This window comes from Streptomyces sp. NPDC088785 (genome assembly GCF_044750685.1).
Classification (GTDB): domain Bacteria; phylum Actinomycetota; class Actinomycetes; order Streptomycetales; family Streptomycetaceae; genus Streptomyces.
Window position 1 is genome coordinate 139895 of sequence record NZ_JBIVKH010000014.1, and the last position, 26001, is coordinate 165895.

Consider the following 26001-nt stretch of genomic DNA (forward strand, 5'->3'; position numbering starts at 1 on the left):
GGCCATGTCCAAGCCTGACGCACTGCTCGTCGATCTCGCCGCCACGGTGGAGTCCGAGCAGACTCATCGCATGTCCTTGACCGTGGTCGTCGGCGGCGCCGTCATCACCGGTCTGCTGGCCCCGGAGTCCGTGTGGCGACAGCGGGTCTCCGAGGTGTTGACGGACTCCGCCGAACTGGGCGCGCTCGCCCGGGTGTTCCCGCTGCCCGCGAAGGAGCCCGGCACGGCGCCGCCCGAACCCGCCGCGGACCCCACCCACCTGCACTTCCACCGCGCCCGCATCCTGCAAGGGACCATGGGCATCCCGGAGACGGGCGGGATGTACCGCGTCGCCCTCGACGACGTGACCGCCTGGACGGTGGGCGACTTCGCCTACTCCGAGCACTGACCGACGAACGGACGACACGAACGGACGAGGGGCCCCGCCGGTGGATACCGGCGGGGCCCCTCGTCCGTGTCGGGCGGATCAGCCCGGTGCTCAGCGCGCCGAGGGCTCACCCAGCATGCGCGACGCCGCCTGCACGGCGGACAGGTCGCTCTGCGGAGCGGGCTCCTCGGCGGTGCGGCAGGTGAAGCCGAGGCGGGTCATGGCGCGGACGACCTCCCCGGTGGCGAAGTCGCGGGGGTCCTGACCGGTGACGAGCCGGCCGACCTGCTTGGCGGGGTAGCGGCGACGGCCGATGATCACATACGCGCCGGTGACCGGCTCGGCCTTGACTCCCTGCATCGTGGCCAGCACACCACTGTGGGTCAGGTCGAACGGAAAGCGGGCGATGACGCAGCGCATGATGCCTCACAAACGAGAAGAAAAGGGCGGAACCGCAGGTCGGACGGGTCGGGGCGGGCGGGGCGACCTGGGCGGACGCTCAGCCGATGCCGACGACGTCGCGCAACCGGACATGATCCGTGTACGTCGGGGTGGCGCGTGCAGCGGTGAGCTGGGCCAGGGTGATCACACCGGTGCGGGCGTCGTCATCGTCGCACAGAACCAGATGGCCGCTGCGTGCTCCGGCCAGGACGGAGAGCGCGACCTCGACGGTCATGTCGTCCCTGACCTGCGGTCCGGGCGTGTGCTGCGGGATGTGAAGCAATGTCATGGGCGTCTCCTGGACGTGAATGGGCGGGCCTCCTGCGGCAGGGAACGGGTACGGAGGTGACGAGGGGGGACGCGGCGGGGTTTCCCGGCGCGCCCGGGGGAGGGTCTAGGCGGCCGTCTCGGAGGCCGGCAGGTGCTCTCCGGCCCGTCCGGCCATCCGGGCCCTGCGCCGGGCCGTGGCGGCGACGCTGCGCCCGCCGCGCGCTCCGGTGCCGCCGCTCCTGCGGGCACGGGTGGTGTCCGGCACGGTGAGGGTGACCGGTTCCCCCGAGGGGAGCCGCGCGCCGGTGATGCGGTGCAGCGCCGCGTCACCGGGGCGTACGTGCGTGGTGGTGGCGGAGATCCCGGCGCGGGTGAGGAGCCGGTCCACGCCGCGCCGCTGCCGGGGCGTCACCAGCGTGACGACCATCCCCGAGTCGCCGGCGCGGGCGGTGCGGCCGCCGCGGTGCAGATAGTCCTTGTGGTCGCTCGGCGGGTCCACGTTCACCACCATGTCGAGGTGGTCGACGTGGATGCCGCGGGCCGCGACGTTCGTCGCCACCAGCACCGTCACCCGGCCGGCCCGGAACAGGCTGAGGGTCTGGGTGCGCTGCCCCTGGGTCTTGCCGCCGTGCAGGGCCGCGGCGCGCACCCCGCTGGCCAGCAGCTGTTCGGTCAGCCGGTCCACCCCGTGCCGGGTGTCGAGGAACATCATCACGCGGCCGTCGCGGGCCGCGATCTCCGTCGTGGTCCCGAGCTTGTCCGTGGCCTGCACGGAGAACACGTGGTGCTCCATGGTGCCGACGGAGGCCGAGGCCGGGTCGACGGAGTGCACCACGGGGTCGCTCAGGTACCGGCGGACCAGCCGGTCGACGTGGTGGTCGAGCGTCGCCGAGAAGAGCAGCCGCTGTCCGCCGGGCCGCACCTGGTCGAGCAGGGCCGTGATCTGCGGCATGAACCCCATGTCGGCCATCTGGTCGGCCTCGTCGAGGACCGTGACGCCCACCTCGCCCAGGTCGCAGGCGCCCCGGTCGATGAGGTCCTTGAGCCGGCCCGGCGTCGCGACGACGACCTCGGCCCCGGAGCGCAGCGCGCGGATCTGGCCGCCGATCGGGGTACCGCCGACCGCCGTGGCCAGCCGCAGCCGCACGGCGCGGGCGTACGGGGTGAGGGCCTCGGTGACCTGCTGGGCCAGCTCGCGGGTCGGGACGAGGACCAGGGCCAGCGGCCGGTGCGGCTCGGCGCGCCGCCCGGCGGTCCTGGCCAGCACGGCGAGCCCGAAGGCGAGGGTCTTGCCCGAGCCGGTGCGGCCGCGGCCCAGGACGTCGCGCCCGGCGAGCGAATTGGGCAGCGTCGCCGCCTGGATCGGGAAGGGCACGCGCACGCCCTGGTGTCCGAGCGTGGCCAGCAGGGGCTCCGGCATGGCCAGGTCGGCGAACGACTCGACGGCCTCCAGCTCGGGGGTCGCGGAGCGCGGCAGCGCGAACTCGCCGCGTGCGGAGGGGGTCCGGCGCGGGGCCGGCGCCTGCGGAGCGGTGAGGGACGTGCGGGGGGCCTGGGCGTTCACACCTGTGCGGTTCATGCGGAACCTTCCTTTGGGCGGCACGAGTCCAGGAAATTCCGCCGTCCGGGTGCGCCGCGAGAAAAACAGGCTCGGGGCCCGCACCCATGAGTGCGGGCCCCGAGCCGGGAAGCGAACGACTGCGTCAGGCGGTGACGATGTTCTCCGCCGTCGGGCCCTTCTGGCCCTGCGCGATGTCGAAGTTCACCTTCTGGCCCTCCTGGAGCTCGCGAAAGCCCTGAGCGGCGATGTTCGAGTAGTGGGCGAAGACGTCGGGGCCGCCGCCGTCCTGCTCGATGAAGCCGAAGCCCTTTTCGGCGTTGAACCACTTCACGGTGCCAGTAGCCATGATTTTGTCTCCTTCGGAGCAGTGATCGGAACGTGCACTGCGCACGCTCCGAGTCGCCGCGATGATTGCCCACCCGGAGAAAAGCACCGGAAAATAAAACTGGCCTCGCCGGTCCCATGAGGGATGGCGGGGCACTTGAAGTTTCGGGAACCACAACTGCAACTGATGTAGACAGTAGCAGTCCGTGTCGGATTTTGCAGCTATTTCCTTTCCGTTGAATCTGAGAGGAAAAATGCTTGTGTCGCATTCGGTGAAATTCTCACCCGGCGCCGGTAGATATCTTCCGCTTGGACGCGCGGCAGCCGGGTAGGGGCGGCTCCCGCTCCGGTTGCTGGCCGGAACCGGGTGGGTGAGTTTGGTTGAAGAGTGGGGAACAGGGGACACGCAGAGGCGTCACCCCGTCCCGACCGCCCATCCCTCAGGAGGACACATGACGAACCCCGCGCAGGACCCGAACGAGACCGAAGGCCCCGCGGACGGCGGTGCGGCCGGGACCCCGGGCGTGCACGACGGCGGCGCCGACGGCGGTGCCGAGGGCCCCGCGGACGGTGGCGCGGCCGGCACGCCGGGCGTGCACGACGGCGGCGCCGACGGTGGCGCCGAGGGCCCGGCGGACGGTGGCGCGGCGGGCACCCCCGGCGTGCACGACGGCGGCGCCGACGGCGGTGCGGAAGGCCCCGCGGACGGCGGCGCGTCCGGCACCCCGGGCGTCCACGACGGCGGTGCCGACGGGGCGGCCGACGAGTCCGGCAGTGGCGCTTGAGCATCACTCCCCTCAGGTCCCAGGACGCCGGTGCCCGTCCGGGCACCGGCGTCCTGGACACCCGCCTCATCCACCTGACCCGCGAGGCGTTCGCCCGCGACCACTGGGCGCGCACGCCCCTGCTCACCCGCGCGGCCAGTGACTTCACCGACCTGTTCTCCGCCGACGCCGTCGACGAACTGGTCTCCCGGCGCGGCCTGCGCACGCCGTTCCTGCGCATGGCCAAGGACGGCGCCACCCTCCCCGACGCATCGTTCACCGCACCGGCGGGGGTCGGCGCGACGATCGGGGACCAGCTCGACGACACGGCCCTGTGGCGCGGCTTCGCCGACGGCGCGACGCTCGTCCTCCAGGCCCTCCAGCGCACCTGGGAGCCGGTCGCCGACCTCGTCGGCCGGCTCGGCACCGAGCTGGGGCACCCCGTGCAGGCCAACGCCTACGTGACCCCGCCGCAGAACCGCGGCTTCGACGACCACTACGACGTGCACGACGTCTTCGTCCTCCAGATCTCCGGCACCAAACGCTGGATCATCCACGAGCCGGTCCACCCCGACCCGCTGCGGGACCAGCCCTGGACCGAGCGGCGCACCGAGGTCGAGGAGGCCGCCCGGGGCCCGGCGTACCTCGACACCGTCCTCGCCCCCGGCGACGTCCTGTACCTGCCGAGGGGCTGGCTGCACGCGGCGCAGGCGCAGGGCGCCGTCTCCATCCACCTGACGCTCGGCGTCCACTCCTCGACGCGCCACGCGCTGGCCGAGCAGCTGGTCCGCGCCGCCCTCGGCGCACTGCGCGACGACCCGGTCATGCGCGCGTCCCTGCCGCTGGGCACCGACGGACCGGCCGACGCCGATCTCGCCCTGGTGCGCGAACGCCTCGCCGCCGCCCTCGCCGAGACCGACCCCGCCCCCCTCTTCCACCGGACCCGGCGCGGCCAGGCCCGGCCCGCGCCCCTGGGACCGCTGGCCCAGCTCCAGGCCGTCGACGGCCTCGCCCCCGACACGCCGGTGCGACTGCGCGGGGCGCTGGAGCCACGCCTGGAGGACCGGCGGCTGCACACCCGGGTGGGCTGGCTCGACCTCCCCGGCTCCGACCTGCCCGCCGTGCGCCGCCTCCTGGCGGACGGACACGACCACACCGCGCACGACCTGGGCCTCGCCCTCACCGAGCGACTCCTGCGCGCGGGCGTCGTGGTGCCGGCCGGACGATGACGGGGGAGCAGTGACACAGGCGTCCAGGTTCTTCTGCTCCGATGCCGCCCGCTCCCGCGCCGACCCGCTGGCGGGCACGGCGCCGTACGGATCGACCTGGATCCTCGTCGAGTACCGGGGCGGCTGGCCGCCCAACGGCTTCGACGGCCTCCCCCTGGAGCCGGGCACCAAGGACCTGGTGTTCTCCGCCGCCCAGGCGGTGCGCGCTCGCATCCTGCTGATCCGGCGCCACGGCCGCCGCGCGCCGGACGGCCCGCGCCGCTGGGCGGTGCTGCGCCACGGCACCGACGGCGTCCACCGCCAGACCTGGGGCACCTGGACCCGCGACGAGGACCTGACCGGGATCGTCGGCGCCCTCGCCGCACCCGGCGACCTCGGCGGCCCGCCCGTCGTCCTCGTCTGCGCCCACGGACTGCACGACGCGTGCTGCGCCGTCCGCGGCCGGCCCGTGGGGCGGGCGCTGAGCGAGCGCTGGCCCGACCTGGTCTGGGAGTGCACCCACATCGGCGGGGACAGGTTCGCCGCCAACATCGTGGTGGCGCCCGACGGCGTCTACTACGGCAACCTCGACGCCGCGTCGTCCGTCGAGGTCGTCGCGGACCATCTGGCCGACCGGGTGCGCGCCGACCACCTGCGCGGATACACCGACCTCTTCCCGCCCCAGCAGACGGCGGTGGCCGCACTCCTGCGGCGCTTCGGACCGGCGGGCCGCCACCACTACGTGATCGAGGAGACGGTCCGCACCCCCGACCGCTGGCTCGTCCGGGTCGCGGGCCGCGCGCCCCGCTCGCCGGTGTACGACGTCGGTGTCACGTCCCACCGCACCCCCGCACGTCAGCTGACCTGCCGGGGTCTCTCCGTGAGTTCGACCGTCGTCTACGAGGCCCTGTCGATCGGCGTCGGCCCGCCCCGGACGGGCCGTTCGCGCACGTGAGGTTTGTGCGACCGGGGGAGGGGTCAGGTGGAGGGCGGAGAGGCACTGGGCGCTCATCGGAGGATCACATGTTCGAGGCAGAGAACATTCGCGACTGGCGGGACCACGACGTCGTCGACGAGGAGGGCCGCAAGATCGGCTCCCTGGAGTCGGTCTACGTGGACACGGCCACCGACCAGCCGGCCTTCGCCGCGGTGACGGTGGGCCTGCCGACCCGCAGGCGGATCACCTTCGTCCCCCTGGAGAAGGCCGTCGTGGCGCCCGCCCACCTCAAGGTGGCGTGGCCCCGGCAGCAGGTCAAGGACGCGCCGTCCATCGACACCGACGGCGAACTCCTGGCCGACCTGGAGCGCGAGGTGTTCGCCCACTACGGTCTGGACTACGGTCCGGGCAGCACGCGGCGCCTCGCACGGCGCTGAGCACCGGAGTCCGTGGGAGGTTGGGAGCCGACACGCGGGGGCACCGGGAGGGCGCATGGACTGGCAGGACTTCGCCGTGCGATTGGCGGCGACGGCGCGGGAGCTGCTGGCGGCGGACTCCGTCGACGCCACCCTGGACAGGGTGACCCACTCCGCCCTGGACCTGATCGAGGGCTGCACGGCGGCGGGCGTCCTGCTGCTGAGCCGCGGCACCGCGCAGACCCTGGCGCCGACGGACCGGCTCGTCAACGACAGCGACGCGCTCCAGGCCGAGCTGGGCGAGGGACCGTGCTTCGACGCGGCGCGCACGGGACACCCGGTCTTCCGCATCGAGGACCTGACCGAGGAGCACGTCCGGTGGCCCGCCTACGCGCCCCGGGCCAAGGCCCTCGGCATCGGCAGCATGATGGGGTTCCTGCTCTACACCGAGGACGAGGACCTGGGCGCCCTCAACGTCTACTCCGCGAAACCCGGCGCCTTCACCGAGGACAGCCAGACGGCCGGCTGGACGCTGGCCGCCCACGCCGCCGTGGCCTTCGCCAGCGCCCGGCAGCACGCGCAGCTGGAGAAGGCGGTCGCCAGCCGGCACACCATCGGCGAGGCCATGGGCATCCTCATGGCGGGCCACCAGCTCTCCGAGCGCGAGGCCTTCGACGTGCTGCGCCGCTACTCGCAGGAGAAGAACGTCAAACTCCGCGAGGTCGCCGCCCTCGTCTGCGAGCGGGGCGACCTGCACGAGGCGTGACGGCCGCGCCCCGCCGCACGAAGGGGGGCGGTTCTCCTGGCTACAGCCTGAACCAGGAGAACCTGGACGCGGCAGACCCCCAGAGGGATTTCACTGCTGCGCGCGCCGTGCTCCCGGAGTAACCCGCCACACGCCTTCCACACCTGATTCCGCGCCTGATCACCCTCGCCCGCCGCCGACCGTCACCCGTCCGGCGCGCCGACGCGAGGCCCGCGCACCCCTTTCCGAGGAGCCGGAAAGAGCCTGGAATGTGCCGTTCCGGGGCCTTCGCCTGTGAGCCCACCCATATGAGCCACGGCACATGCGACCGGCGGTAGTAGACGCGGCGCGCCGGAAACCGACCGATATGCGCGCGCCCGCCCCGCCTCTTCTGCGTACCGGGGTAGTAGGTCACATCTTTGCGGCACGGCACCCCCCTCGCTGACTCTGACTGATGTCCCCGGGCAGCCCCTTCTCGGCCCGCCCGACCCCCCGTACCTCTGGAGAGTCAGTCAGCATGGCCATCACCCCGACGCTGCCGCGCCCCGGTCGCACCGCCCGTTTCCGCCGGTTCTCGGCGGCCGGTGCCGCCACGGCGGGCGCCGCCGCGATGACACTGACGCTGGTCCCCGGATCCGCACAGGCCGCCGAGCCCGCCGTCGCCAAGAACGCCCCGGCCGCGAAGCCCGCGGCGGCGCCCGCCAAGGCCGCCGCGCCCGCGAAGCCCGCCGCGCCCGCCAAGCCCGCCAAGACGTACGCCGACAACCTCGACGGCTGGATCCGCGAGTCGCTCGACATCATGAAGGCCAAGGGCATACCCGGCTCCTACGAGGGACTGCACCGCAACATCATGCGCGAGTCCTCCGGCAACCCGAACGCCGTCAACGGCTACGACATCAACGCGCAGAACGGCATCCCGTCCAAGGGCCTGCTCCAGGTGATCCAGCCCACGTTCGACGCGTACCACGTCAACGGGACCGAGAACAACCTGACCGACCCGGTCGCCAACATCACCGCCGCCGCCAACTACGCGGCCGACAAGTACGGCTCCATCGACAACGTCGACTCCGCGTACTGAGCCGCCGGCCGCACAGCCACCGGTCACCGACGAAGGGCAGGACATGCCGCACGAGAGCGGGTACGCGCACCAGGCGCACCCGGCCGACCAGCCCGCGGCACCCGCCTACGGGCCCGCGCGGGTCCGCCGCTCCCGGCACCGCAGGCGCAGGAGCGCCCTGCGCTGGATCGCCTGGGGAACCCTCGGCGCGGCCCTGGTCGGCGGCGGAGGCGTGGCCTACGCCTGGCAGCACCTCGACGGCAACATCAAGGGCACCGACGTCGACGCGGCGCTCGGCGGCGACCGGCCGGACGAGCAGCGCGGCGGCGCCATGAACATCCTGCTGCTCGGCTCCGACTCCCGGGCCGGGACCCACGGCCGGTACGGCGGCGACGTCCTCGGCGCCCGCGCCGACACGGCGATGGTCCTGCACGTCGACAAGTCCCACCACAAGGCCTCGGTCGTCAGCATCCCCCGCGACACCCTGGTCCGGCGTCCCGCCTGCGACCGGACGGGCGGCGGCACCGCCCCGGCCGCCCACGAGGCCATGTTCAACTCGTCCTACGCGCTCGGCGGCCCCGCCTGCGCCGTGAAAACGGTCGAGAAGATGTCGGACCTGCGCATGGACCACTACCTCGAAGTCGACTTCAAGGGCTTCCAGAAGCTGATCGACGAACTGGGCGGCGTCGACATCACGACCAGCAGCGCCATCCGCGACCCCGACAGCGGCCTCTCCCTGGACGCCGGGAAGCACCGGCTCAAGGGCAAGGACGCGCTGGCGCTCGTACGGACCCGGCACGGCGTCGGCGACGGCAGCGACCTGGGCCGCATCCAGCTCCAGCAGGCCTTCGTCAAGGCGCTGATCCACCGCGCCGACACGGTGGACCCGCTGGGCAGCCCCGCGTCGTCCTACGAGCTCGCCGACACGGCGACCAAGAGCATCAGCGCCGACTCCGGCCTCGCCTCCGCGGGCAAGCTGATCGGACTCGGCAAGGAACTGAAGGGCATCAGCCCCGACCGCACCGACATGGTCACCATGCCCGTCACCTACGACCCGCAGGACGCGGGCCGGGTGCTGCCCCTCGACAAGGCGTCGCAGCGTGTGTGGACGGCCCTGCGCCACGACCGGCCCGTCCCGGAGTCGGCGACCCACGACTCGGTGGGCGACCGGACCGACTCACCGGTCGTCCCGGGAACGTAGACCGCGCGGCGCTACGGCGCGGGGTGCCCCGGCGAGCGGAGCACGAGCAGGGTGATCTCGCTGGGCGCGAAGACGCGGAAGGGCGGGCCCCAGAAGCCGGTGCCGCGGCTGGTGTAGAGGAGGGTGCGGGCGCCGTGCCGGCTGAGTCCGGCGAGGGCGGGCTGGTCGATGCGGACCAGGTGGTGGAAGGGCCAGATCTGCCCGCCGTGGGTGTGCCCGGAGAGCTGGAGGTCGATCCCCTCGGCCGCCGCCCGGTCGACGAACTTCGGCTGGTGCGCGAGGAGCAGCACGGGCAGCCCGGGGTCGGCGCCGTCCAGGGCTCCGGCGAGGTGGGCGCCGTGCCCGGCCAGGCCGGACGACTCGGCGGTGACGTCGTCGACACCGGCGACGACGAGGGTGTCCCCGCCGCGCTCCAGCAGCAGGTGGCGGTTGCGCAGCGGCTCCCAGCCCAGCTCGTCCATCAGGTCGACCCAGCCCTGGGCCTCGCTGTAGTACTCGTGGTTGCCGGTGACGTACACCCGGGCCCGCGTGGCGCGCACGGTGCCGAGCGGTGCGGCCTGGGCGCGGCGCCGGTCGGCCGTGCCGTCGGCGATGTCGCCGGTGTGGCAGACCAGGTCGGCCTCCAGGGTGTTGACCGTCTCGCAGACCCGCGCCGACCAGCGGGCGCGGTCCAGCGGCCCGTAGTGGGTGTCGGTGATGAGCGCGACGCGCGTGCCGTCCAGCCCGGCGCCCAGGCGCGGCAGTTCCACGTCGAGGCGGCGCACCCGCGGCACCCGGCGCGCCTCGGCGTACCCCCAGCCGAGCAGCACGGCGGACACGCCGAGGACCGCCCAGGTGACGATCCGCGCCCGGTCCTGCCCGTCCCCCGCTCCGGCGACGACCAGGGCGAGCCGCAGCAGCACGCCGAGCAGCACGGACCAGGTGAACAGCACCCAGCTGGAGCCCAGGAGGGTGTCGCCGACGATGGCCGCGGCGTCCTGCTGGCGGCGGCCGTGCCCGCGCGCCATGGTGAGCGGCATGGCGACCAGTCCGGCGGCGAAGAGCACGGTTCCGCCCACCGTGACGGCGGGCGGCCAGTGCTGGCCCGCGTACAGCAGCACCCAGCAGGGCACGGCCCACAGCAGGACGGGCGCGATGAGGGGGATGTGGCGCAGCACGCGCCGCAGCCGGTTCGGCTCGGGCGGGCGCGCCGCGCCGTCGGCGGGTCGGGTCTCGCTGGTGTCGGTCACGTGACCCCTCCTGAAGCATCCGGGCTGCCGTCGCGCGCACTTTATCCGGTGCGGCGCCGCACCCCTTCCCGGGCATGCGGAACGCGCTTGGCACGGTCCGCGGGGCCCTGCTAGCTTTCGGGAGGCCGTGCGACAGAACGAGGAGGTGGTACCCGTGACCGCAGACATCAGGGTGCTCTCCTCCGGAGCCACGGTCGGGCGTTAGGCCGCCCGGGAGCGCCGTTTTCCCCGCACTCCCGAAAGGCACGACCGTGCACTTCACTTCCGAACGACGGCTCGACGACGGTGTCGTCGAGCGCGCCTTCACCCTCGGCGACCTTCCCGGCATCCTCTGGACGCCCGCGGCCGCGCCCGCGCCCACCCCTCTGGTGCTGCTCGGCCATCCCGGCGGGCTGGAGACCATGCGGCCGCGACTGGTGGCCCGGGCCCGGCAGTCCGTGGCGCAGGGCTTCGCCGCGGCCACCGTCGAACTCCCCGGCAGCGGCGACCGTCCCCGGTCGGCCGTCACCGACGGGGCCCGCGCCGAGCTGCGGCGGGCGCTGGCGGCGGGCGAGCCCGTCACCGACGACCTCGTGGACCGGCTCGTACTGCCCCTGACCGAGCAGGCCGTGCCGGAGTGGCGAGCCGTCCTCGACGCCCTCCTCGCCCTCCCCGGGATCGACGGTCCGGTCGGCTATTCCGGGGGAGTGATCTCCATCGGCACCCGCCTGGCCGGGGTCGAGCCGCGCATCACGGCCGCCGTCCTCTTCGCCGGCAGCTTCGTACCGCGCGTCATGAACGAGGAGGCGCGCCGGGTCACCGTCCCGCTCCATGTCCTGCTCCAGTGGGACGACCGGGGCAACGACCGCCGGGCGTCCCTGGACCTGTTCGACGCCTTCGCCTCCAAGGAGAAGACGCTGACCGCCAACATGGGCGGGCACACCGGGGTCCCGGCGCACGCGGGGGACGCGGCGGCGGCCTTCTTCGACCGGCACCTGAGGACCGGCAGCTGACCACCGGCATCCGAGGATTGCGGGGCCGCCCGGCGGACGACGGGTGCCCGGCCCGGCGCTCCGCCGGGCCGGGCACCCGTCGACGCGCTGTCAGGCGTCGGTCGGGCGTGGGTCAGGCGTCGGTGCGGGCCAGGCCGGCGATCCAGGAGTCGACGGTGGTGACCGTGGCGCCCTGGTGGGGGAAGACCTTCTCGGTCAGCACGCGGTGGACCTCGGGGTCGGGGTCGGCGCAGCCGTCGGACAGCACGGTGAGCCCGAAGTCGAGGTCGGTGGCCCGGCGCGCCGTGGACAGGACGACGCCGCTCGTGGAGAGCCCGGTCAGGACGAGGTGGTCGATGCGGCCGCCGCGCAGGACGAGGTCGAGGTCGCTGCCGGTGAAGGCGCTGATCCGCTTCTTGGTGACGACGGCTTCGCCGGGCCGGGGCGCGACGTCGTCGTGGATGGCTGCCTTGGGGTCGCTGGAGGTGAAGGCGCCGTCGAGCAGTGCGCCGAAGAGCGGGCTGGACCTCGTCTCCGGCCGGCCGTCACGGAAGCCGACGACCACGTGGACGACGGGGACGCCCGCGCCGCGCGCCGCGGCGATCGCGCGGGCGAGGCGGGGGGTGAACTCCGCTTCGAGGCCGGGGACGCGCTCGACGATCCCCTTCTGGAGGTCCATCACGAGCAGGGCTGGGTTCGGCACGGTGATTCCTTGACCGGGTGGGGGCGGGCGGGTGGGGCGTGCGGTCGGGCGCGGGGTCCGGGTCACCCTCGGGCGGGTGCGCCGGGCTCGCGTCCGATGCGGCGCAGCGAGCGGTCCAGGACCGTCACCGCGAAGAACAGGAGGCTGGCGACGAGCATGAAGGCCGCCAGCTCGTGCAGGCCGACGGTGTCGGCGCGCTCGCCGAAGAGCGCGCCGTTCGCGGCGGAGGCGACGATGGCGCCGAGGTAGCCGAAGGTGCGCAGCAGACCCGCGGAGGAGCCGATGCGGTCCTGGTCGGCCTGGTGGTAGACGGCGTTCTGGAGGGCGAGGCTGTTGAGGCCCTGCGGGATGCCGAGGATGAGCACGATGCCCACGAGCGTCCACACCGGGCTGTCGGCGTGCAGGAACAGCAGCAGGGCGCAGGCCGCGATCTGGCCGACGGCGCCCACGACGAGCTTGCCGCGGATCGCCTGGTGGCGGCCGGTGATCGCGGACACGACGATCGCCATGGCGAACAGGGGGAGCTGCACCAGACCCGCCTGGGAGGCGGACAGGCCGCGGCCCTGCTCCATCCACTGCGTGAAGCCGTAGAGGAAGGCGTAGGTGACGATGTAGGAGAGCAGGGCCCTGCCGTAGGTGGTGAGCAGCGGCAGATTGCCGCCGAGGACGCGCACGTCGATGAACGGCTCCTCGGCGCGCAGCTCGCGCCAGGCGAAACCGGCGCCCGCGACCGCGGCCAGGGCCGGCAGGTACCAGGTGCCGCCGCCCGGATCCATCAGGAACAGCAGCAGGCAGACGAGCGATCCGGCGAACAGGGCCATGCCCGGCAGGTCCAGGCTCCTGAGCGGACCGCGGCCGTCCGCGGGCCGCGATCCGGGCGTGGCGGGGATGCGGCGGGCGCCGAGGTAGAGGCCCAGGAGGGAGAGCGGGATGTTCACCGCGAGGGTGGCGCGCCACCCGCCGACGCCGATCAGCAGGCCGCCGAGGCTGGGGCCGACGACGGAGATGGTCTGGGTGGTGATCGCGAGCGCGGTCAGCACGCCCGCCGGGCTCTCCCGCCCCGTGCGGCGGGCCTCGCTGCGGATCAGGAACATGGCGGACGGATAACCGGCGCAGGTCCCGAAGCCCAGCAGGACCCGAGCGGCGATGAGCACCCCGAGGCTGGGCGCGAACATGCCCACCACGCCGGCGACACCGGTCAGCGCGGTGCCCGCCAGGAAGAGACGACGAGGCCCGAAGAGGTCGATGAGCCGACCCACGACGGGCTGGCCTATGGCCGTCGCCAGGTAGAGGGCGGAGATCAGCCACGCGGTCCGGGACGGCGGCGCGCCGAACGCGGCGCCGATCGGCACCAGCGACACCGAGATGATCGAGGAGTTGACCGGGTTGAGGGCCGCCCCCGTCATCATCGGGGCCAGCAGGCGCCGGTCGAATCCGTCCGAGGGCCGCCTGCCGCGGCCGGGCAGCAGCCGGGCCAGCACGCCGGTCGCGCCCGCGCTCATGACCGGACGACCTTCTCCAGCAGTGCGGCCGCCTCCAGGAGGGTGCGGCGCTCCGACTCCGTGCACTCGCTCTCCAGGGCGCGGGCGAGCCAGCCCTCCCCGGCGCGCCGGCGGTCCTCCAGGAACGCGTGCCCGGCGTCCGTGACGAACACCAGCTGGCGCCGGCCGTCCCCGGGGTCCGCGCGACGGTCCACGAGGTCCCGCTCGACGAGCACGCCGACGATGGTGGCCACCGACTGGTGACGTACGCCCTCGGCGGCGGCCAGGTCGCTGACCGACGCCTTCCCGTCCTTGTCGAGCCGGCTCAGGACGGCCGTCTGCGACGGGGTCAGGTCGCCGCTGCTGTACGTCTCGCGCAGGCGCCGCCGCAGCCGGCTGAACACCACGCGCACCTCGTGCGCCGCCTGCGCGGCGGACGCGGACACCCCGTCGGCGCCCTCCTCGGTCTCGTTCATGCCCCCACGCTAACTTCTACAGATTGAACTGCGCAACTAAGACTGTATATGTGGGGAACCCGTGGACCGGCCGCACCGGCACGGACCCGGACCCGGCCCCGGCCGTCACGGGCGCCGGTGAGCGCGACAGGCCCCCTTCGCTCCGCGGGCGGCGGGGCGAAGGGGGCCTGGTGCGATGCCCGGCGTACGGCGACGGGCGGCCGGGTCAGTCCGCGGTGCGCGGGTCCGGGCCGGACGCCGAGGGCGCGGGGGTCCGCAGGTCGCCCGCGGTCCCCGTGCCCACCGTGGCGAGGCCACCGGCCGGGGCGGCCTGCGCCGGGGCGCTCTCGGCGCCCGCGAAGCCGCGCAGCGGCACCTGCCGGATGAAGAAGGCGATCACGATGCCGACGACCGAGACGGCCGCGCCCCACGTGAACGCCGAGCCGATGCCGTCGGTCACCCCGGCCTGGAAGGCGTGCTGGACGGAGGCGGGCAGCTGGTGCAGCACGCCCGGGGTCATGCTCGCGATGGAGCCTCCGGACCCGGCCCCGGAGGCGGCCGCGCCGGCGTCCCGGGCGAAGGAGTCGGTCAGCGTGCTGGTGTAGAGGGTGCTCAGCAGGGAGACGCCGAGCGAACCGCCCATGTTGCGCAGGAAGGTGGCGGCGCCGGTGGCGGCCCCCATGTCCTTCAGCGGGGCGCTGTTCTGCGCGATCAGCATCGTGGTCTGCATCAGGCAGCCCATGCCGATGCCGAGGACGACCATGTAGACGCCGGTGGTGAAGCGGCCGGTGCCGGTGCCCATGGTGGCGAAGAGGCCCAGGCCGATGGTCATCGTGATGCTGCCGACGATGGGCAGCGACTTGTAGTGGCCGGTCCTGGAGGTGAGGGCGCCGCCCGCCAGCGACAGCACCATGGCGGCGATCATCATCGGCATCAGCAGCAAACCGCTGTTGGTCGCCGAGGAGCCCTGTACGTACTGCTGGAACTGCGGCAGCAGCGTGATGCCGCCGAACATCGCGAACCCGACGACGAAGCTGAGCGCTCCGGCCAGGGTGAAGTTGCGGCTCGCGAAGACGGACAGCGGCATGATCGGCTCGGCGACGCGCCGCTCGACCAGGACGAACCCGACGAAGGCCGCCACGGTGAGGGCGGCGAGCCCGAGGATCACCCCGGACGTCCAGTCGTACTCGCTGCCGCCCCACGTCGTGATCAGGACGAGCGCGGTGATCCACACGGTCAGCAGCGCCGTGCCCAGCCAGTCGATGCGCACCCGGCCCGTGCCGCGCGGCAGCTTCGCCAGGGTGAACCAGCAGACCAGGAGCGCCACGACGCCCAGGGGCAGGTTGACGTAGAACGCCCAGCGCCAGCTGAGGTGATCGGTGATGAAGCCGCCGACCAGCGGGCCGCCGATCATCGCGACCGGCATGACCGCCATCATCACGCCCTGGTACTTGCTCCGGTCGCGGGGCGGCACGATGTCGGCGAGCACCGCCATGACGCCGACCATCAGACCGCCGGCGCCCAGGCCCTGCAACGCGCGGAAGCCGACCAGCTCGCCCATGTTCTGCGCCATGCCGCACAGCACGGAGCCGAGCAGGAAGGTCGCGATGGAGGAGAGGAAGGTGATCCGGCGGCCGAGCAGGTCGCCGAGCTTGCCCCAGATGGGGGTGGAGACGGTGGAGGCCAGCACATAGCCGGTGGTCACCCAGGCCAGGTGCTCCAGGCCGCCGAGGTCGCCCACGATCGTCGGCAGCGCGGGCGCCACGATCATATTGTCGAGCATGGCGAGCAGCATGGCGATGACCAGACCGCTCATGGTCACCAGGATCTCGCGGTGCGACAGGCGGGGCGGAGCTGCCGCCTCGGCCGGGGCCGGCGCGGTCTGTGTCACGGCGAATGCCTTTCGGTCGGGAACGGGGGCGCACGGAGCGGCCCCGTGGGGGCGCGGGGGGTGGTGGCCGATGGCCGCGGGCCGTGCCGCGGGTGCGCCGTGCGGGAACGGACGTCCTCGCCGGTCGCGGCTGCGGAGGGCGCGCGGAACGCGCCACTTACTTACCGGCCGGTTGGTAGCTTACTTGCCGCACGGTAAGTTGGCAACGAGCGGGATCGCGGTCACGATCACTGACGGAGCGTCGTCGTGTGCGGCGCTCCGTGACGAAGGGAGGCCACGTTCATGACGACCCCAGGGCGGCGCCGGGGCAGCGACACGCGGGCCGAGATCCGCGAGGTCGCCCTGGAGCTCTTCACCCGGCAGGGCTATGAAGCGACGTCGCTGCGGGAGATCGCCGAACGTCTCGGGATCACCAAAGCCGCTCTCTACTACCACTTCAAGAACAAGGACGACATCGTCCGGTCCTTGTTCAGCGACCACCTCAAAGCGCTCGACGGCCTGCTGGACTGGGCCCGCGAGCAGCCTTTGGGCCCCGAGCTGCGCCGGGCCGTGGTCGACCGGATGGTGGCCCTGATGACCGGCGAGGGCCGGTCCGTCATGCGGTTCGCGCTCGCCAACCAGCGGGTGATGCGCGATCTGCGCCCGGACGAGGGGGCGAGCGCCTTCGAGCGGCTCGCGGAGCTGGGCTCGGTCGTCCTCGGCCCGGACGCCCCGGCCGAGGACGTGCTGCGGCTGCGCTCCGCGCTGCTCAGCGCCAACATCGTGCTGCTGGCCGCGCACGACCTGGACACCTCGGACGCCGACATCGTCCGCGTGACCCGGGACATCGCCCAGCGGCTCGTCGCGGATCTGGACGGCGACACGACCGGCGCCGGCTGACCCTCTCCCCGGCGCGGTCGGCCTTCAGTTGGTGACCGGCGCGCCGTGCCGCACCGGGAGGCGGCCGCGGCTGTCGCGGGGGCGGTGCTGCGGAGGTCCGCGTCGGCCGGTGGGCGGGTGATCCGCGCGGCCGGCCTCCGGGGTCCTACGACGGGGTGAGCGGTGCGACCGGCCGCCCGGTGCCGCGCTGCGGGCGCCCCCGCCGACCGGGCCGAGCCGATCCGGCCCGACGACGGACCGCCCTGGCCGCTCCCGGTCGTGGGCGCCGGTGGGCGCGCCGCGCGGGGTGCCGCGGAGCGGGCGGGCCGACGCGCTGTCGGCCCGGTTCAGGACGCCGGGGCGCCGAGGGGCGAACACACCGTCAGGGCCCGCGCCACACCCACGGCCCGCGTCACATCGGCCATGGGTGTGGCGCGGGCCCGGACGCACCGCTCAGCGGCGGCCCTTGAGCTGTTCGACACCGGCGACGCCGACCGCGGCGAGCGCGATCTGGATGATGATCTCGATCCAGTCGATGCCCTTGGTGTCGGCGACGCCGAACGCGCCGGCGAGGGCCGTCCCGACGAGGGCGGCGACGATGCCGACCAGAAGCGTCCACAGAATGCCGATGTGCTGGCGACCGGGCAGCGCCAGACGGCCCAGGAGCCCGATCACGATGCCGATCACGATCGCGGTGAGGATGCCGGAGATCTCCATGAGTGTGCCTCTTTCCGCTCCGAGTGCCGCTCCGACGGTCTGTCGGATGACACGTTCCCCGAGGGCGGTCGAGCACGCGTGGGTGACGGCCCCGTTGTCCCGGAAAGCCGTCAGGCGGCGCCCTGTTGATGGCGCGCGGAGCGCTTCTTGAGCCACACCGGCAGGACGTACCAGCACAGCGCGAACCACAGCAGGATCCCGCCGGCCAGGATCTCGGCGAGCAGGTCGGGCAGCACCACGTGCAGTATCAGCAGCACCGTGCCGCTGATGGTCAGCGCGAGCAGCACCAGGCCCGTGACCATCAGCCGCCCGGCGACGGTCACCAGGTCGTCCTTCATCTGCTGGCCCGTCAGCAGCCGGTGCAGGGAGACCGGGGCGATGAGGGCGCCGGTCGCGGCGGCTCCGAGGATCACGGTGACCACGTACACGGTCGTGTCGAAGGCGCCGAGGTCCCCGAACCGAGGAGTGAACGCGACGCTCAGCAGGAAACCGAAGAGGATCTGCACGCCGGTCTGGGCCACGCGCGTCTCCTGGAGGATCTCCGCCCACCGCCGGTTGGTGCGTTCGTGGGCCTCCTCCGCGTGCTCCTGCTCCGCGCGGGCCGCCTCTTCGGCACGCCCCCTCGCGCCGGGCTCTTCGCGGATCCTGTCCCGCACCGCCACCGCTCTCGCCGACTCACCCGTACTCACCGACAGCCTCCCTCGACCTCGTGACTAAGAGGCGGTTGCCCGCAGAACGGGTGTTCAGGCCCGCCCTCCGTACCGACGTGGCCGAAAACAATCCGGTGAGTTAGGTTAGCCTCACCTTTGTGTTTGGGGTGGGGTCGTGAAGCAGTCGAAGGGGGCCGGACGTGTCCTGCGCGCGGTGGTGCGCCGAGAGCGCCGTGCCGTCGCCGCCGGATGTGTCCTCGGGATCTCTCACCAGATCGGTGAAGCCCTGGTGCCCGTACTCATCGGAGTCGTGGTGGACCGAGCCGTGGTCCCGCACGACGGGATCGCGCTGGCACGGTGGGCCGGGGTGCTCGCCGTCGTGTACGTGTACCTCTCGGGCGGGTTCCGGCTCGGCTCCCGGCTGGCCGAGCAGGCCGCCGAACGCGCCGCGCACACCCTGCGCATGGGACTCGTCGAGCGGGCCCTCGCCCGGGCGGAGCGCGCCGGGCCGGAGCACACGCCCGGCGCCCTGACGACCGTGGCCACGGAGGACGCGCGCCGCCTGGGCGCCCTGTGCGTCGCCGTGCCCATCGCCGTCGGCGCCCTGGTCGGGGTCGGCGCCGGAGCCGTGCTCCTGCTGCGCACCTCGGTGACGCTCGGCCTGCTCATCCTGCTCGGCACCCCGGTCCTGATGTTCCTCGGCCACCTGCTGGCCCGCCCGTTGGAGCAGCGCAGCCACACCGAACAGGCCCGCGCCGCACAGACCGCCTCCGTCGCCACCGACCTGGTGGTCGGCGTCCGGGTGCTGCAAGGACTCGGAGCGCACGCGGCGGCGGCCGAACGCTACCGCCTCAGCAGCCGCCGGGCACTTGGGGCGACCGTGCGCGCGGCCCGCGCCGAAGCCCTCCAGAGCGGACTGATGCAGACCCTCACCGGCGTCTTCATCGCGCTCGTCGCGTACACCGGAGGGCTGCTCGCGCTGGACGGCCGCATAGGACTGGGCGAACTGGTCGCCGCCGTGGGCCTCGCGCTGTTCCTGCCCGGCCCGCTGGAGGGCATGGCCTGGGCGACCGCCGAGTTCGCCCGGGCCCGCGCCTCCGCCCGCCGGATCGCCGACGCCGACGCGGCGGGCGCCCCGCCCGTGCCGCCCGCGCCCACCGGGCCGGTCGCCCCCGGCGCGGGCACGCTCACCGTGCGGGGCCTGCCCGGACAGGACCTCGCCGGCCTCCAACTCCACGCCGCACCCGGCGAGTTGCTCGGCGTCGTCATCGCCCCGGCCCACGCCTCCCTCCTCCTGCGCTGCCTCACCGGCCGCGCGGACCGGACGGCCGCACACGTCGAACTGGACGGCGTCGCCCTGGACGGAGCCGCGAGCGGGGCCGCCCGCGCCCGCCTCCTCGTGGCGGCCCACGACGCCGCGCTGTTCTCCGGCTCCCTCCTCGACAACGTCACCGCCGCCGCCGCCGCGCCCGGCCTCCGCCTCGACGAGGTCCTGCGCGCCTCCGGCGTCCACGAGATCGCCGCGTCCCTGGACGGCGGCCTCGACGCGCCCGTGGGGGAGCGGGGCCGCGCGCTCTCCGGCGGCCAGCGCCAACGCGTCGCCCTGGCCCGCGCGCTGGCCGCCGACCCGCCCGTCCTCGTCCTGCACGACCCGACGACCGCCGTGGACGCGGTCACCGAGGCGCGCATCGCCACCGGCCTGCGCACCCTGCGCCGCGAACGGACCACCGTGCTCGTCACCAGCAGCCCGGCCCTCCTGGCCGCCGCCGACCGGGTCGTCCTGGTGGACGGCGGACGGGTCACCGCCGACGCCCCCCACCACGAACTCGTCCGGTCCCACGCCGCGTACCGCTCGGCGGTGCTCGCATGACGACGACGCCCCGCACCGACATACCGGCCCCGCCGCGCGCACCCGAGGACGGGCCCTCGGCGCGGCCCGCACCGCACGACCTCCTGCCGGTGGCCGACGCCCGCCGGACCCGGGCCGCCGCGTGGGAACTCCTGCGCCCCGACCGCGCCGCCGCCCTGCGCGCCGCCGCTCTGCTCGTCGCCGCGACCGCGATCGGCCTGCTCACCCAGCCCCTCATCGGCCGCGTCGTCGACCTCGTCGCCGACCGCCGCCCCGCCCACGACGTCCTGCTGACCGCGGGACTCGTCGCCCTCGTCGCACTCGCCCAGGGCGTGGCCACGATGCTCGGCCTCGCCCTGCTGGGCCGGCTGGGCGAGACCGCGCTCGCCCGGCTCCGGGAGCGGTTCGTCCGCCGGGCGCTCGCCCTGCCCGCCGACCGCCTCGAACGCGCCGGCGCGGGCGACCTCACCGCCCGGGTCACCACCGACGTGGCCCGGGTCTCCGAAGCGGTCGGCTCGGCCCTGCCCGAACTCGTCCGCAGCGGCCTGACCATCGTCCTGACCCTGGGCGCACTCCTGCTGCTCGACTGGCGGTTCCTGCTCGCCGCCCTCCTGGCGGCCCCCGTCCAGATCCTCACGGCCCGCTGGTACGTCCGCAAAGCCGTCCCCCTTTACGCGGCCCAGCGCGTCGCCGACGGAGCGCAGCAGCAGCAACTCCTCGAAACGCTCGGCGGCGCCGACACCGTCCGCGCCCACCGGCTGGAGGCGGCCCACACCGAGCAGATCGCGCGGCGCTCCCGCGCGGCCGTCGCCCTGAGCCTGCGCGGCACCCGCCTCGTGCTCGGCTTCTACGGCCGCCTGCACATCGCCGAGTACATCGGGCTCGTCGCCGTGCTGTACGCGGGATTCGTCCTGGTGCGCGCCGACGCCGTGTCGATCGGCACCGCCACCGCCGCCGCCCTCTACTTCCACAACCTGTTCGGCCCCGTCAACGCCGCCCTCGTCCTGCTCGACGACGCGCAGTCCGCCCTGGCGGGCCTCGCCCGGCTGGTCGGCGTCACCGACCTCGCCGGTGCCCCGGCCGCCGGTCCTGGCGGTGGCGGCGACGCGGCCGGACCGGGGGAGACCGTCCTGCGCGCGGAAGGCGTCGGCCACCGCTACGGCACCGGCTCACCCGTCCTCGCCGACGTCTCCCTGACGCTGCGCCGCGGCGAGCACGTGGCGCTCGTCGGGGCCAGCGGCGCCGGCAAGTCCACCCTCGCCCGCATCGTCGCCGGGGTCCAGGACCCCACCGACGGCACGGTCACCCGTGTCGCCGCCCGCCCCGGCGCCGGGCCTGCGGCCGTCCTCGTCTCCCAGGAACTGCACGTGTTCGCCGGGCCGCTCGCGGACGACCTCCGGCTGGCGCGCCCGGACGCCGACGACGCCGCGCTGCACGCCGCCCTGGCGGCGGTGGGCGCCCTCGACTGGGCGCGGGAACTGCCCGACGGACTCGGCACCGTCGTCGGCGACGGCGGCCACGCCCTCGACGCCGTGCGGGCCCAGCAACTCGCCCTGGCCCGCCTGGTCCTGGCCGACCCCGCCGTCGCCGTGCTCGACGAGGCGACGGCCGAGGCCGGCAGCGCGGGCGCCCGCGTCCTGGAACGCTCCGCCCGCCGGGCGCTGCACGGCCGCACCGCGCTGATCGTCGCCCACCGCCTCACCCAGGCCGTCACCGCGGACCGGGTCGTCGTCCTGGAGCGCGGCCGGGTCGTGGAGAGCGGCCCGCACGCGGTCCTCGCCCACGCCGGCGGCCGCTACGCCGAACTCTGGGCCGCCTGGTCCGGCGAACGGCCCGCCCGGGAACCGTGACCGACCCGGTCGCCGGCTCCGTCGAGCGGCCGGTCAGCTCGCCGACTGCCCGTACGCGCGCTCCACATGGAGCGTGAGGAGGACGCGCCGGTCCCGGACCATCGCGCGGCGGAAGTCGTCCCAGTCCTCGTGCTCGCCGTTGCGGTCGCGGTACAGGGCGACGAGGCCCTCCACGGTGTCGTCGTGCGGATCCGCCGCGACGGGCGACAGCTCCGCGGTGCCCTCGGCGACCGTCCAGGCCCAGCGGTCCGCGCTGGTGACGTGATAGGACGCGCGGGGATCTCGACGGAGGTTCTTCGTCTTGGCGCGGTCCTCGGTGACGGAGACGCGCAGGGTCCTGGCGGCGGGGTCGTAGACGTGCCACACATTGGACAGCTGCGGGCGGCCGTCGCGCTTCAGGGTGACCAGAACGCCCTCCTCGATGTCGACGGCGAGCTGGAGCAGGGCGTCTTCGTGCGCCTGAGGATCAGTCATGCCCAGCCCAACGCCCCCGCGGCACCGGGGATTCCCCGGCGCCGCTCAGCTCGCGCGCCAGTAGCCCAGCGCGTGCACCCGCTGCCTGGGCAGGCCGAGGTCCTTGCGGGCCGCCGAGGACAGCGCGCGGGTCGTCGCGGTGTCGCAGGCGATCCACAGATACGGCTCCGGCGCCCGGCGCAGCAGCGCGGGCAGGGCGGTCCGCACCTCCTCGACCAGGTGCCGGCCGGCCTCGCGGCGCGGCACGGCGCGGACCTCGTGCCGTGCGGGATCGGCGCGCAGCGGGAGGCCGGCGGGATCGCCCTCGAACCAGATGGTCGCGGGGACCGGGCCCAGCGTGTCGAGCAGGGAGTTGAGCGCCGGGAGCGAGGCGGGGTCGGCGACGGCGAAGAGCCGGCCGGGCGCGGGCGCTGGTGCCTCGAACCCGGTTCCCTGGACGGTCGCCTCGATGGTGTCGCCGGGCCGCGCGGCCCGCGCCCAGTCGCTCGCGCACCCCTCGTGCAGGGCGAACTCCAGGCCGAAGGTCCCCGTCCGCGGATCGGGGTCGACCAGCGTGTAGGCCCGCTGGTGCGGCCTGCCCCCGTTCTGGAACCAGAGCCGCACCCACATCGTGGGATGCACCCCGGTCGCGGCGAGCATGCCGCCGTCGGTCAGCCGGAGCCGCCGGAAGTCCGGCGTGACGTCCTCGGCCTCCGTCACCGTGAAGGAGAAGTCCTTGGCGCGCATCAACTTGAGTACCGCGCCCTCCCAGCCCCGCCCCTGCGCCATCACTTCTTCACCTTTCGCGTACGATCTCGACACGGACAATAGTTAGGTGAGCCTAACCTAAAGAAAGTAGGGACGCAGGGGTGAGCGCCGAGATATACCGCGACGCCTGGGGAATCCCCCATCTGCGGGCGGACGACGTGGACGAACTCGCCCGCGCCCAGGGCCGGGTCACCGCCCGCGACCGCGCCTGGCAGCTGGAGGTCGAGCGGCACCGGGCGGCGGGCACCTCCGCCTCCTTCCTCGGACCCGAGGCCCTGGCCTGGGACCGGCTCGCCCGCCGCGCACGGCTGGCGGACACCGCCCGCCGCTGCTTCGCCGACCTGGAGAAGACCGACCCCGCGACGGCCGACTGGGTGCGCGCCTACGTCGACGGGGTCAACGAGGGGCTGGCCGAAGAGACCGCGCCGAGCGCCGAGTTCGCCCGCGTCGGCCTCGCCCCCGGCCGCTGGGAACCCTGGACACCGCTCGCCGTGTGGCTCGCCACCCACATCCTCTTCGCCGGATTCCCCGCCAAGCTCTGGCGCGCCCACGTCAGCGCGCACCTCGGTCCGGACGCCGTCGGCCTGTTCGCCGCCGACGGACCGGGCACCGCGGGCAGCAACGGCTGGCTGGTCGCCGGTGAACGCACCACCACCGGCCACGCCGTGCTCGCCGGCGACCCGCACCGCTGGATCGAGGACCCCGGCGTCTACCAGCAGATCCACCTGTCCTGCCCGGAGTTCGACGTCGTCGGCCTCGCCGTCCCCGGGGTCCCCGGCATCGCCCACTTCGGCCACACCGGCACCGTCGCCTGGTCGATCACCAACGCCATGGCCGACTACCAGGACCTGTACGAGGAGCGGCTGCGCCGCACCGGGGACGGCGTCGAGGCACTCGGCCCGGACGGCGCCTGGCACCGCGCCGAGCGGCACACCGAGCTGATCCACGTCGCGGGCGGCGACACCGTCGAGGTCGAGGTCGTCGAGACCGACCGGGGCCCCGTCGTCGCCGGCGGGCCCGACGGCGCGGACGACCCGTCCCCGGCCGCGCTCAGCCTGCGCCACCCGCCCCGCGTCACCGGCGACCTCGGCTTCGGCGCCCTGCTGCCGCTGCTGCGGGCCCGCCGGGTCGCCGACGTCGACCGGGCCCTGGACGGCTGGGTCGAGCCGGTCAACGTGGTCCAGGCCGCCGACACCGGGGGCGGCCTCCTGCACCGGGTCGCGGGCCGGGTTCCGGTACGGGCCGCCGCCAACGGCCAGGGCCCCGTCCCGGCCTGGGACCAGCGGTACACCTGGCGCGGCTGGCACACCCCGGCCCGCGCCGGACTCACCGACGGCGTCGCCGTCATGGCCAACCAGCGCGGACCGTCCGCCCCGCTCGGTGTGGAGTTCGCCCCGCCGCACCGCGCCGACCGCATCACCGCCCTGCTCGCACGGAAGGACCGGTGGACGGCGGCGGACATGGCGGCGATCCACATGGACACCCTCCTGGGCTCCGCCGGCCCCCTCCTCGACCTGGTCGCCTCCGTCACCGCGCCGGACCCCGCGGCCGCCGCACTGCGCGACCGCCTCCTGGCCTGGGACCGCCACATGGACGCCCAGAGCGCGGACGCCGCCGCCTACTCGGCGTTGCGCGGCGCGGTCGTACGCCGACTGGCCGCGCACCCGGCGTTCGCCGCGGTGGCCGAACCGCCGCCCCACCCCGAGGTGTTCCAGCCGTGGCTCGCCTTCGTCGTCCGGGTCGGCTACGCCCTCGAACACCTGCTGCGCGCCGACGACCTGTACGGCATCGACCGCGCCGCGCTCGTCCGCGAGGCACTGGCGGACGTCGCCGCCACCACCCCGCGGGCCTGGGGCGAGAGCCACCGGCTCGCCCCCTGGCGGGCCCTGCCCGACCCGCGGACCCCCGACGCGGCGGAACCCGGCCTGGCGGGCGACCACGACTGCGTGCTGTGCACCTCCGCCGTGCCCGGCCTCACCGACCGCGCCGCGCGCGGACCGGCCGCCCGCTACGTGTGGGACCTGGCCGACCGGCGCCACAGCGGATGGGTGGTGCCGCACGGCGCCGGCGGCCCCACCGACTCGCCGCACCGCGCCGACCAGCAGGCCCTGTGGCTCACCGGCGCACTCGTCCCCGTCGTCACCGACTTCGCCCTACTGACCAAGGAAACCGATGTCTGACCCGTACGCCTCCCGCACCACCCTCTCCGAGCACACCCTCGACGGCTTCGGCACCGTCCGGATCCTCGCCCTGGACGCCGCCCGCGACGCCGACGTCGTCCACGGCTGGGTGAGCGAGGAACGCGCTGTCTTCTGGGGCATGACCGGCCTGACGCGCGATCAGGTCGCCGACGTGTACGCGCACATGGCGACCCTGGACACCCACCACGCGTTCCTGGTGCTCAAGGACGGCACCCCCGTCGCGCTGCTCCAGACCTACGAGCCCGAGGCCGACCGGGTGAGCGAGTGCTACGACGTCGAACCGGGTGACATCGGCATCCATCTGCTGCTCGCCCCCGCGGACGCGGCGGGCAGCCGGGCCGGCTGGACGGCGGCCCTGACCCGGGCCCTCCTGCGGTACGTCCTGGGCCTGCCCGGCCGCAGCCGCATCGTCGTGGACCCGGACGTCCGCAACGACAAGGCCGTCCAGCGGTTCCTCCGCCTGGGCTTCACCGCCGGGCCCGCTGTGGTCCTGCCCGAGATCGACCTGCCGGAGGTCTTCCTCCCGCAGAAGCGGGCGCAACTCGCCTTCCTGCGCCGCGAGGCCGTCGCCGACCTGCTGGTCTGACGGCCGGGAACGACCGCCACGACGGGCTCCGGCCCCGACCGTGATCCA

Annotated in this window: 27 protein-coding genes; 14 read left to right on the top strand and 13 right to left on the bottom strand. The window is 74.2% G+C overall.

What is annotated here, in order from left to right; translation table 11 throughout:
* Window positions 1–4 precede the first annotated feature (4 nt).
* Window positions 5–388, top strand: a complete 384-nt coding sequence (locus tag ACIP5K_RS29680; protein WP_401414443.1) for a hypothetical protein — start codon at window positions 5–7, stop codon at window positions 386–388.
* A gap of 90 nt (window positions 389–478) precedes the next feature.
* Here ACIP5K_RS29680 and ACIP5K_RS29685 read toward each other — a convergent pair whose 3' ends face one another.
* From ACIP5K_RS29685 to ACIP5K_RS29700, 4 genes are all read right to left on the bottom strand, one after another.
* Window positions 479–787, bottom strand: a complete 309-nt coding sequence (locus tag ACIP5K_RS29685; protein ID WP_401414445.1) for an SCO5918 family protein — start codon at window positions 785–787, stop codon at window positions 479–481.
* A gap of 79 nt (window positions 788–866) precedes the next feature.
* Complete coding sequence (locus ACIP5K_RS29690) at window positions 867–1097, bottom strand: hypothetical protein (RefSeq protein WP_401414447.1); 231 nt, start codon at window positions 1095–1097, stop codon at window positions 867–869.
* Between the two features lie 105 nt (window positions 1098–1202).
* Window positions 1203–2657, bottom strand: a complete 1455-nt coding sequence (locus tag ACIP5K_RS29695; RefSeq protein WP_401414449.1) for a DEAD/DEAH box helicase — start codon at window positions 2655–2657, stop codon at window positions 1203–1205.
* A 124-nt stretch (window positions 2658–2781) separates the two neighbouring features.
* Entirely contained in the window at window positions 2782–2985 is a 204-nt protein-coding gene (locus ACIP5K_RS29700) for a cold-shock protein (protein WP_401414451.1), read from the bottom strand.
* A gap of 430 nt (window positions 2986–3415) precedes the next feature.
* Here ACIP5K_RS29700 and ACIP5K_RS29705 point away from each other — a divergent pair, with 430 nt between their 5' ends.
* The 7 genes from ACIP5K_RS29705 to ACIP5K_RS29735 all read left to right on the top strand — a co-directional run bounded on the left by ACIP5K_RS29705 (window position 3416) and on the right by ACIP5K_RS29735 (window position 9291).
* Window positions 3416–3748, top strand: a complete 333-nt coding sequence (locus ACIP5K_RS29705) for a hypothetical protein (RefSeq protein ID WP_401414453.1) — start codon at window positions 3416–3418, stop codon at window positions 3746–3748.
* Window positions 3745–4956: a cupin domain-containing protein gene (locus ACIP5K_RS29710; RefSeq protein ID WP_401414455.1), complete on the top strand. Its 1212-nt coding sequence runs from the start codon at window positions 3745–3747 to the stop codon at window positions 4954–4956. The genes ACIP5K_RS29705 and ACIP5K_RS29710 overlap by 4 nt, the downstream gene beginning before the upstream one ends.
* A gap of 10 nt (window positions 4957–4966) precedes the next feature.
* Window positions 4967–5890: a sucrase ferredoxin gene (locus ACIP5K_RS29715; protein ID WP_401414457.1), complete on the top strand. Its 924-nt coding sequence runs from the start codon at window positions 4967–4969 to the stop codon at window positions 5888–5890.
* Between the two features lie 68 nt (window positions 5891–5958).
* Entirely contained in the window at window positions 5959–6309 is a 351-nt protein-coding gene (locus ACIP5K_RS29720) for a PRC-barrel domain-containing protein (protein WP_401414458.1), read from the top strand.
* A gap of 55 nt (window positions 6310–6364) precedes the next feature.
* Window positions 6365–7054: a GAF and ANTAR domain-containing protein gene (locus ACIP5K_RS29725; protein WP_401414460.1), complete on the top strand. Its 690-nt coding sequence runs from the start codon at window positions 6365–6367 to the stop codon at window positions 7052–7054.
* Between the two features lie 496 nt (window positions 7055–7550).
* Window positions 7551–8111: a transglycosylase SLT domain-containing protein gene (locus ACIP5K_RS29730; RefSeq protein WP_401414461.1), complete on the top strand. Its 561-nt coding sequence runs from the start codon at window positions 7551–7553 to the stop codon at window positions 8109–8111.
* A 43-nt stretch (window positions 8112–8154) separates the two neighbouring features.
* Window positions 8155–9291, top strand: coding sequence for an LCP family protein (locus tag ACIP5K_RS29735; protein ID WP_401414463.1), 1137 nt, complete (start codon window positions 8155–8157; stop codon window positions 9289–9291).
* Between the two features lie 11 nt (window positions 9292–9302).
* Here ACIP5K_RS29735 and ACIP5K_RS29740 read toward each other — a convergent pair whose 3' ends face one another.
* Complete coding sequence (locus tag ACIP5K_RS29740; protein ID WP_401414465.1) at window positions 9303–10520, bottom strand: metallophosphoesterase; 1218 nt, start codon at window positions 10518–10520, stop codon at window positions 9303–9305.
* A gap of 251 nt (window positions 10521–10771) precedes the next feature.
* Between ACIP5K_RS29740 and ACIP5K_RS29745 the strand changes: the two genes are divergently transcribed.
* Window positions 10772–11512, top strand: coding sequence for an alpha/beta hydrolase (locus ACIP5K_RS29745; protein WP_401414466.1), 741 nt, complete (start codon window positions 10772–10774; stop codon window positions 11510–11512).
* A gap of 112 nt (window positions 11513–11624) precedes the next feature.
* Here the strand turns inward: ACIP5K_RS29745 and ACIP5K_RS29750 are convergent, their stop codons facing one another.
* The 4 genes from ACIP5K_RS29750 to ACIP5K_RS29765 form a co-directional block, all read right to left on the bottom strand.
* A complete protein-coding gene (locus ACIP5K_RS29750) occupies window positions 11625–12194 on the bottom strand; it encodes a cysteine hydrolase family protein (RefSeq protein ID WP_401414468.1) in 570 nt (189 codons plus the stop codon).
* A gap of 62 nt (window positions 12195–12256) precedes the next feature.
* A complete protein-coding gene (locus ACIP5K_RS29755; RefSeq protein ID WP_401414470.1) occupies window positions 12257–13696 on the bottom strand; it encodes an MFS transporter in 1440 nt (479 codons plus the stop codon).
* Window positions 13693–14151, bottom strand: coding sequence for a MarR family winged helix-turn-helix transcriptional regulator (locus ACIP5K_RS29760; RefSeq protein ID WP_401414471.1), 459 nt, complete (start codon window positions 14149–14151; stop codon window positions 13693–13695). Before ACIP5K_RS29760 ends, ACIP5K_RS29755 begins: the two co-directional genes overlap by 4 nt.
* Window positions 14152–14356: 205 nt before the next feature.
* Entirely contained in the window at window positions 14357–15946 is a 1590-nt protein-coding gene (locus tag ACIP5K_RS29765; RefSeq protein WP_401414546.1) for an MDR family MFS transporter, read from the bottom strand.
* Between the two features lie 357 nt (window positions 15947–16303).
* Between ACIP5K_RS29765 and ACIP5K_RS29770 the strand changes: the two genes are divergently transcribed.
* Window positions 16304–16900, top strand: a complete 597-nt coding sequence (locus ACIP5K_RS29770; protein ID WP_401414473.1) for a TetR/AcrR family transcriptional regulator — start codon at window positions 16304–16306, stop codon at window positions 16898–16900.
* Between the two features lie 432 nt (window positions 16901–17332).
* On the opposite strand, the gene ACIP5K_RS29775 is transcribed toward ACIP5K_RS29770, so the two are convergent.
* The gene (locus tag ACIP5K_RS29775; protein WP_401414474.1) at window positions 17333–17596 is read right to left on the bottom strand and encodes a GlsB/YeaQ/YmgE family stress response membrane protein; all 264 of its coding nucleotides are present in this window, start codon (window positions 17594–17596) and stop codon (window positions 17333–17335) included.
* A 110-nt stretch (window positions 17597–17706) separates the two neighbouring features.
* Complete coding sequence (locus ACIP5K_RS29780; protein WP_401414548.1) at window positions 17707–18291, bottom strand: DUF6328 family protein; 585 nt, start codon at window positions 18289–18291, stop codon at window positions 17707–17709.
* A 130-nt stretch (window positions 18292–18421) separates the two neighbouring features.
* Between ACIP5K_RS29780 and ACIP5K_RS29785 the strand changes: the two genes are divergently transcribed.
* Both ACIP5K_RS29785 and ACIP5K_RS29790 read left to right on the top strand, forming a co-directional pair.
* Window positions 18422–20116 (top strand): ABC transporter transmembrane domain-containing protein, encoded by a 1695-nt coding sequence (locus ACIP5K_RS29785; protein WP_401414476.1) that lies wholly within the window; start codon window positions 18422–18424, stop codon window positions 20114–20116.
* Window positions 20113–21945 carry an ABC transporter ATP-binding protein gene (locus ACIP5K_RS29790; RefSeq protein ID WP_401414478.1) on the top strand — a complete coding sequence of 611 codons (1833 nt, stop codon included), beginning with the start codon at window positions 20113–20115 and terminating at the stop codon, window positions 21943–21945. Before ACIP5K_RS29785 ends, ACIP5K_RS29790 begins: the two co-directional genes overlap by 4 nt.
* 33 nt (window positions 21946–21978) lie before the next feature.
* Here the strand turns inward: ACIP5K_RS29790 and ACIP5K_RS29795 are convergent, their stop codons facing one another.
* Entirely contained in the window at window positions 21979–22419 is a 441-nt protein-coding gene (locus ACIP5K_RS29795; RefSeq protein WP_401414479.1) for a PPOX class F420-dependent oxidoreductase, read from the bottom strand.
* A gap of 45 nt (window positions 22420–22464) precedes the next feature.
* On the bottom strand, window positions 22465–23187 hold the full coding sequence (locus ACIP5K_RS29800; protein WP_401414481.1) for a siderophore-interacting protein: 723 nt from the start codon (window positions 23185–23187) through the stop codon (window positions 22465–22467).
* Between the two features lie 80 nt (window positions 23188–23267).
* On the opposite strand from ACIP5K_RS29800, the gene ACIP5K_RS29805 reads away from it, so the two are divergent.
* Both ACIP5K_RS29805 and ACIP5K_RS29810 read left to right on the top strand, forming a co-directional pair.
* Window positions 23268–25346 carry a penicillin acylase family protein gene (locus tag ACIP5K_RS29805; protein WP_401414482.1) on the top strand — a complete coding sequence of 693 codons (2079 nt, stop codon included), beginning with the start codon at window positions 23268–23270 and terminating at the stop codon, window positions 25344–25346.
* Complete coding sequence (locus ACIP5K_RS29810; RefSeq protein WP_401414484.1) at window positions 25339–25953, top strand: GNAT family N-acetyltransferase; 615 nt, start codon at window positions 25339–25341, stop codon at window positions 25951–25953. The genes ACIP5K_RS29805 and ACIP5K_RS29810 overlap by 8 nt, the downstream gene beginning before the upstream one ends.
* The last annotated feature ends 48 nt before the right edge of the window (window positions 25954–26001 follow it).

Excerpts from the sequence above, each read along its gene's own strand:
- ACIP5K_RS29680 (WP_401414443.1), top strand. The coding sequence starts at position 5 with ATGTCCAAGCCTGACGCACTGCTCGTCGATCTCGCCGCCACGGTGGAG.
- ACIP5K_RS29685 (WP_401414445.1), bottom strand. The coding sequence starts at position 787 with ATGCGCTGCGTCATCGCCCGCTTTCCGTTCGACCTGACCCACAGTGGT.
- ACIP5K_RS29690 (WP_401414447.1), bottom strand. The coding sequence starts at position 1,097 with ATGACATTGCTTCACATCCCGCAGCACACGCCCGGACCGCAGGTCAGG.
- ACIP5K_RS29695 (WP_401414449.1), bottom strand. The coding sequence starts at position 2,657 with ATGAACCGCACAGGTGTGAACGCCCAGGCCCCCCGCACGTCCCTCACC.
- ACIP5K_RS29700 (WP_401414451.1), bottom strand. The coding sequence starts at position 2,985 with ATGGCTACTGGCACCGTGAAGTGGTTCAACGCCGAAAAGGGCTTCGGC.
- ACIP5K_RS29705 (WP_401414453.1), top strand. The coding sequence starts at position 3,416 with ATGACGAACCCCGCGCAGGACCCGAACGAGACCGAAGGCCCCGCGGAC.
- ACIP5K_RS29720 (WP_401414458.1), top strand. The coding sequence starts at position 5,959 with ATGTTCGAGGCAGAGAACATTCGCGACTGGCGGGACCACGACGTCGTC.
- ACIP5K_RS29725 (WP_401414460.1), top strand. The coding sequence starts at position 6,365 with ATGGACTGGCAGGACTTCGCCGTGCGATTGGCGGCGACGGCGCGGGAG.
- ACIP5K_RS29730 (WP_401414461.1), top strand. The coding sequence starts at position 7,551 with ATGGCCATCACCCCGACGCTGCCGCGCCCCGGTCGCACCGCCCGTTTC.
- ACIP5K_RS29735 (WP_401414463.1), top strand. The coding sequence starts at position 8,155 with ATGCCGCACGAGAGCGGGTACGCGCACCAGGCGCACCCGGCCGACCAG.
- ACIP5K_RS29755 (WP_401414470.1), bottom strand. The coding sequence starts at position 13,696 with ATGAGCGCGGGCGCGACCGGCGTGCTGGCCCGGCTGCTGCCCGGCCGC.
- ACIP5K_RS29760 (WP_401414471.1), bottom strand. The coding sequence starts at position 14,151 with ATGAACGAGACCGAGGAGGGCGCCGACGGGGTGTCCGCGTCCGCCGCG.
- ACIP5K_RS29765 (WP_401414546.1), bottom strand. The coding sequence starts at position 15,946 with ATGAGCGGTCTGGTCATCGCCATGCTGCTCGCCATGCTCGACAATATG.
- ACIP5K_RS29770 (WP_401414473.1), top strand. The coding sequence starts at position 16,304 with ATGACGACCCCAGGGCGGCGCCGGGGCAGCGACACGCGGGCCGAGATC.
- ACIP5K_RS29775 (WP_401414474.1), bottom strand. The coding sequence starts at position 17,596 with ATGGAGATCTCCGGCATCCTCACCGCGATCGTGATCGGCATCGTGATC.
- ACIP5K_RS29790 (WP_401414478.1), top strand. The coding sequence starts at position 20,113 with ATGACGACGACGCCCCGCACCGACATACCGGCCCCGCCGCGCGCACCC.
- ACIP5K_RS29795 (WP_401414479.1), bottom strand. The coding sequence starts at position 22,419 with ATGACTGATCCTCAGGCGCACGAAGACGCCCTGCTCCAGCTCGCCGTC.
- ACIP5K_RS29800 (WP_401414481.1), bottom strand. The coding sequence starts at position 23,187 with ATGGCGCAGGGGCGGGGCTGGGAGGGCGCGGTACTCAAGTTGATGCGC.
- ACIP5K_RS29810 (WP_401414484.1), top strand. The coding sequence starts at position 25,339 with ATGTCTGACCCGTACGCCTCCCGCACCACCCTCTCCGAGCACACCCTC.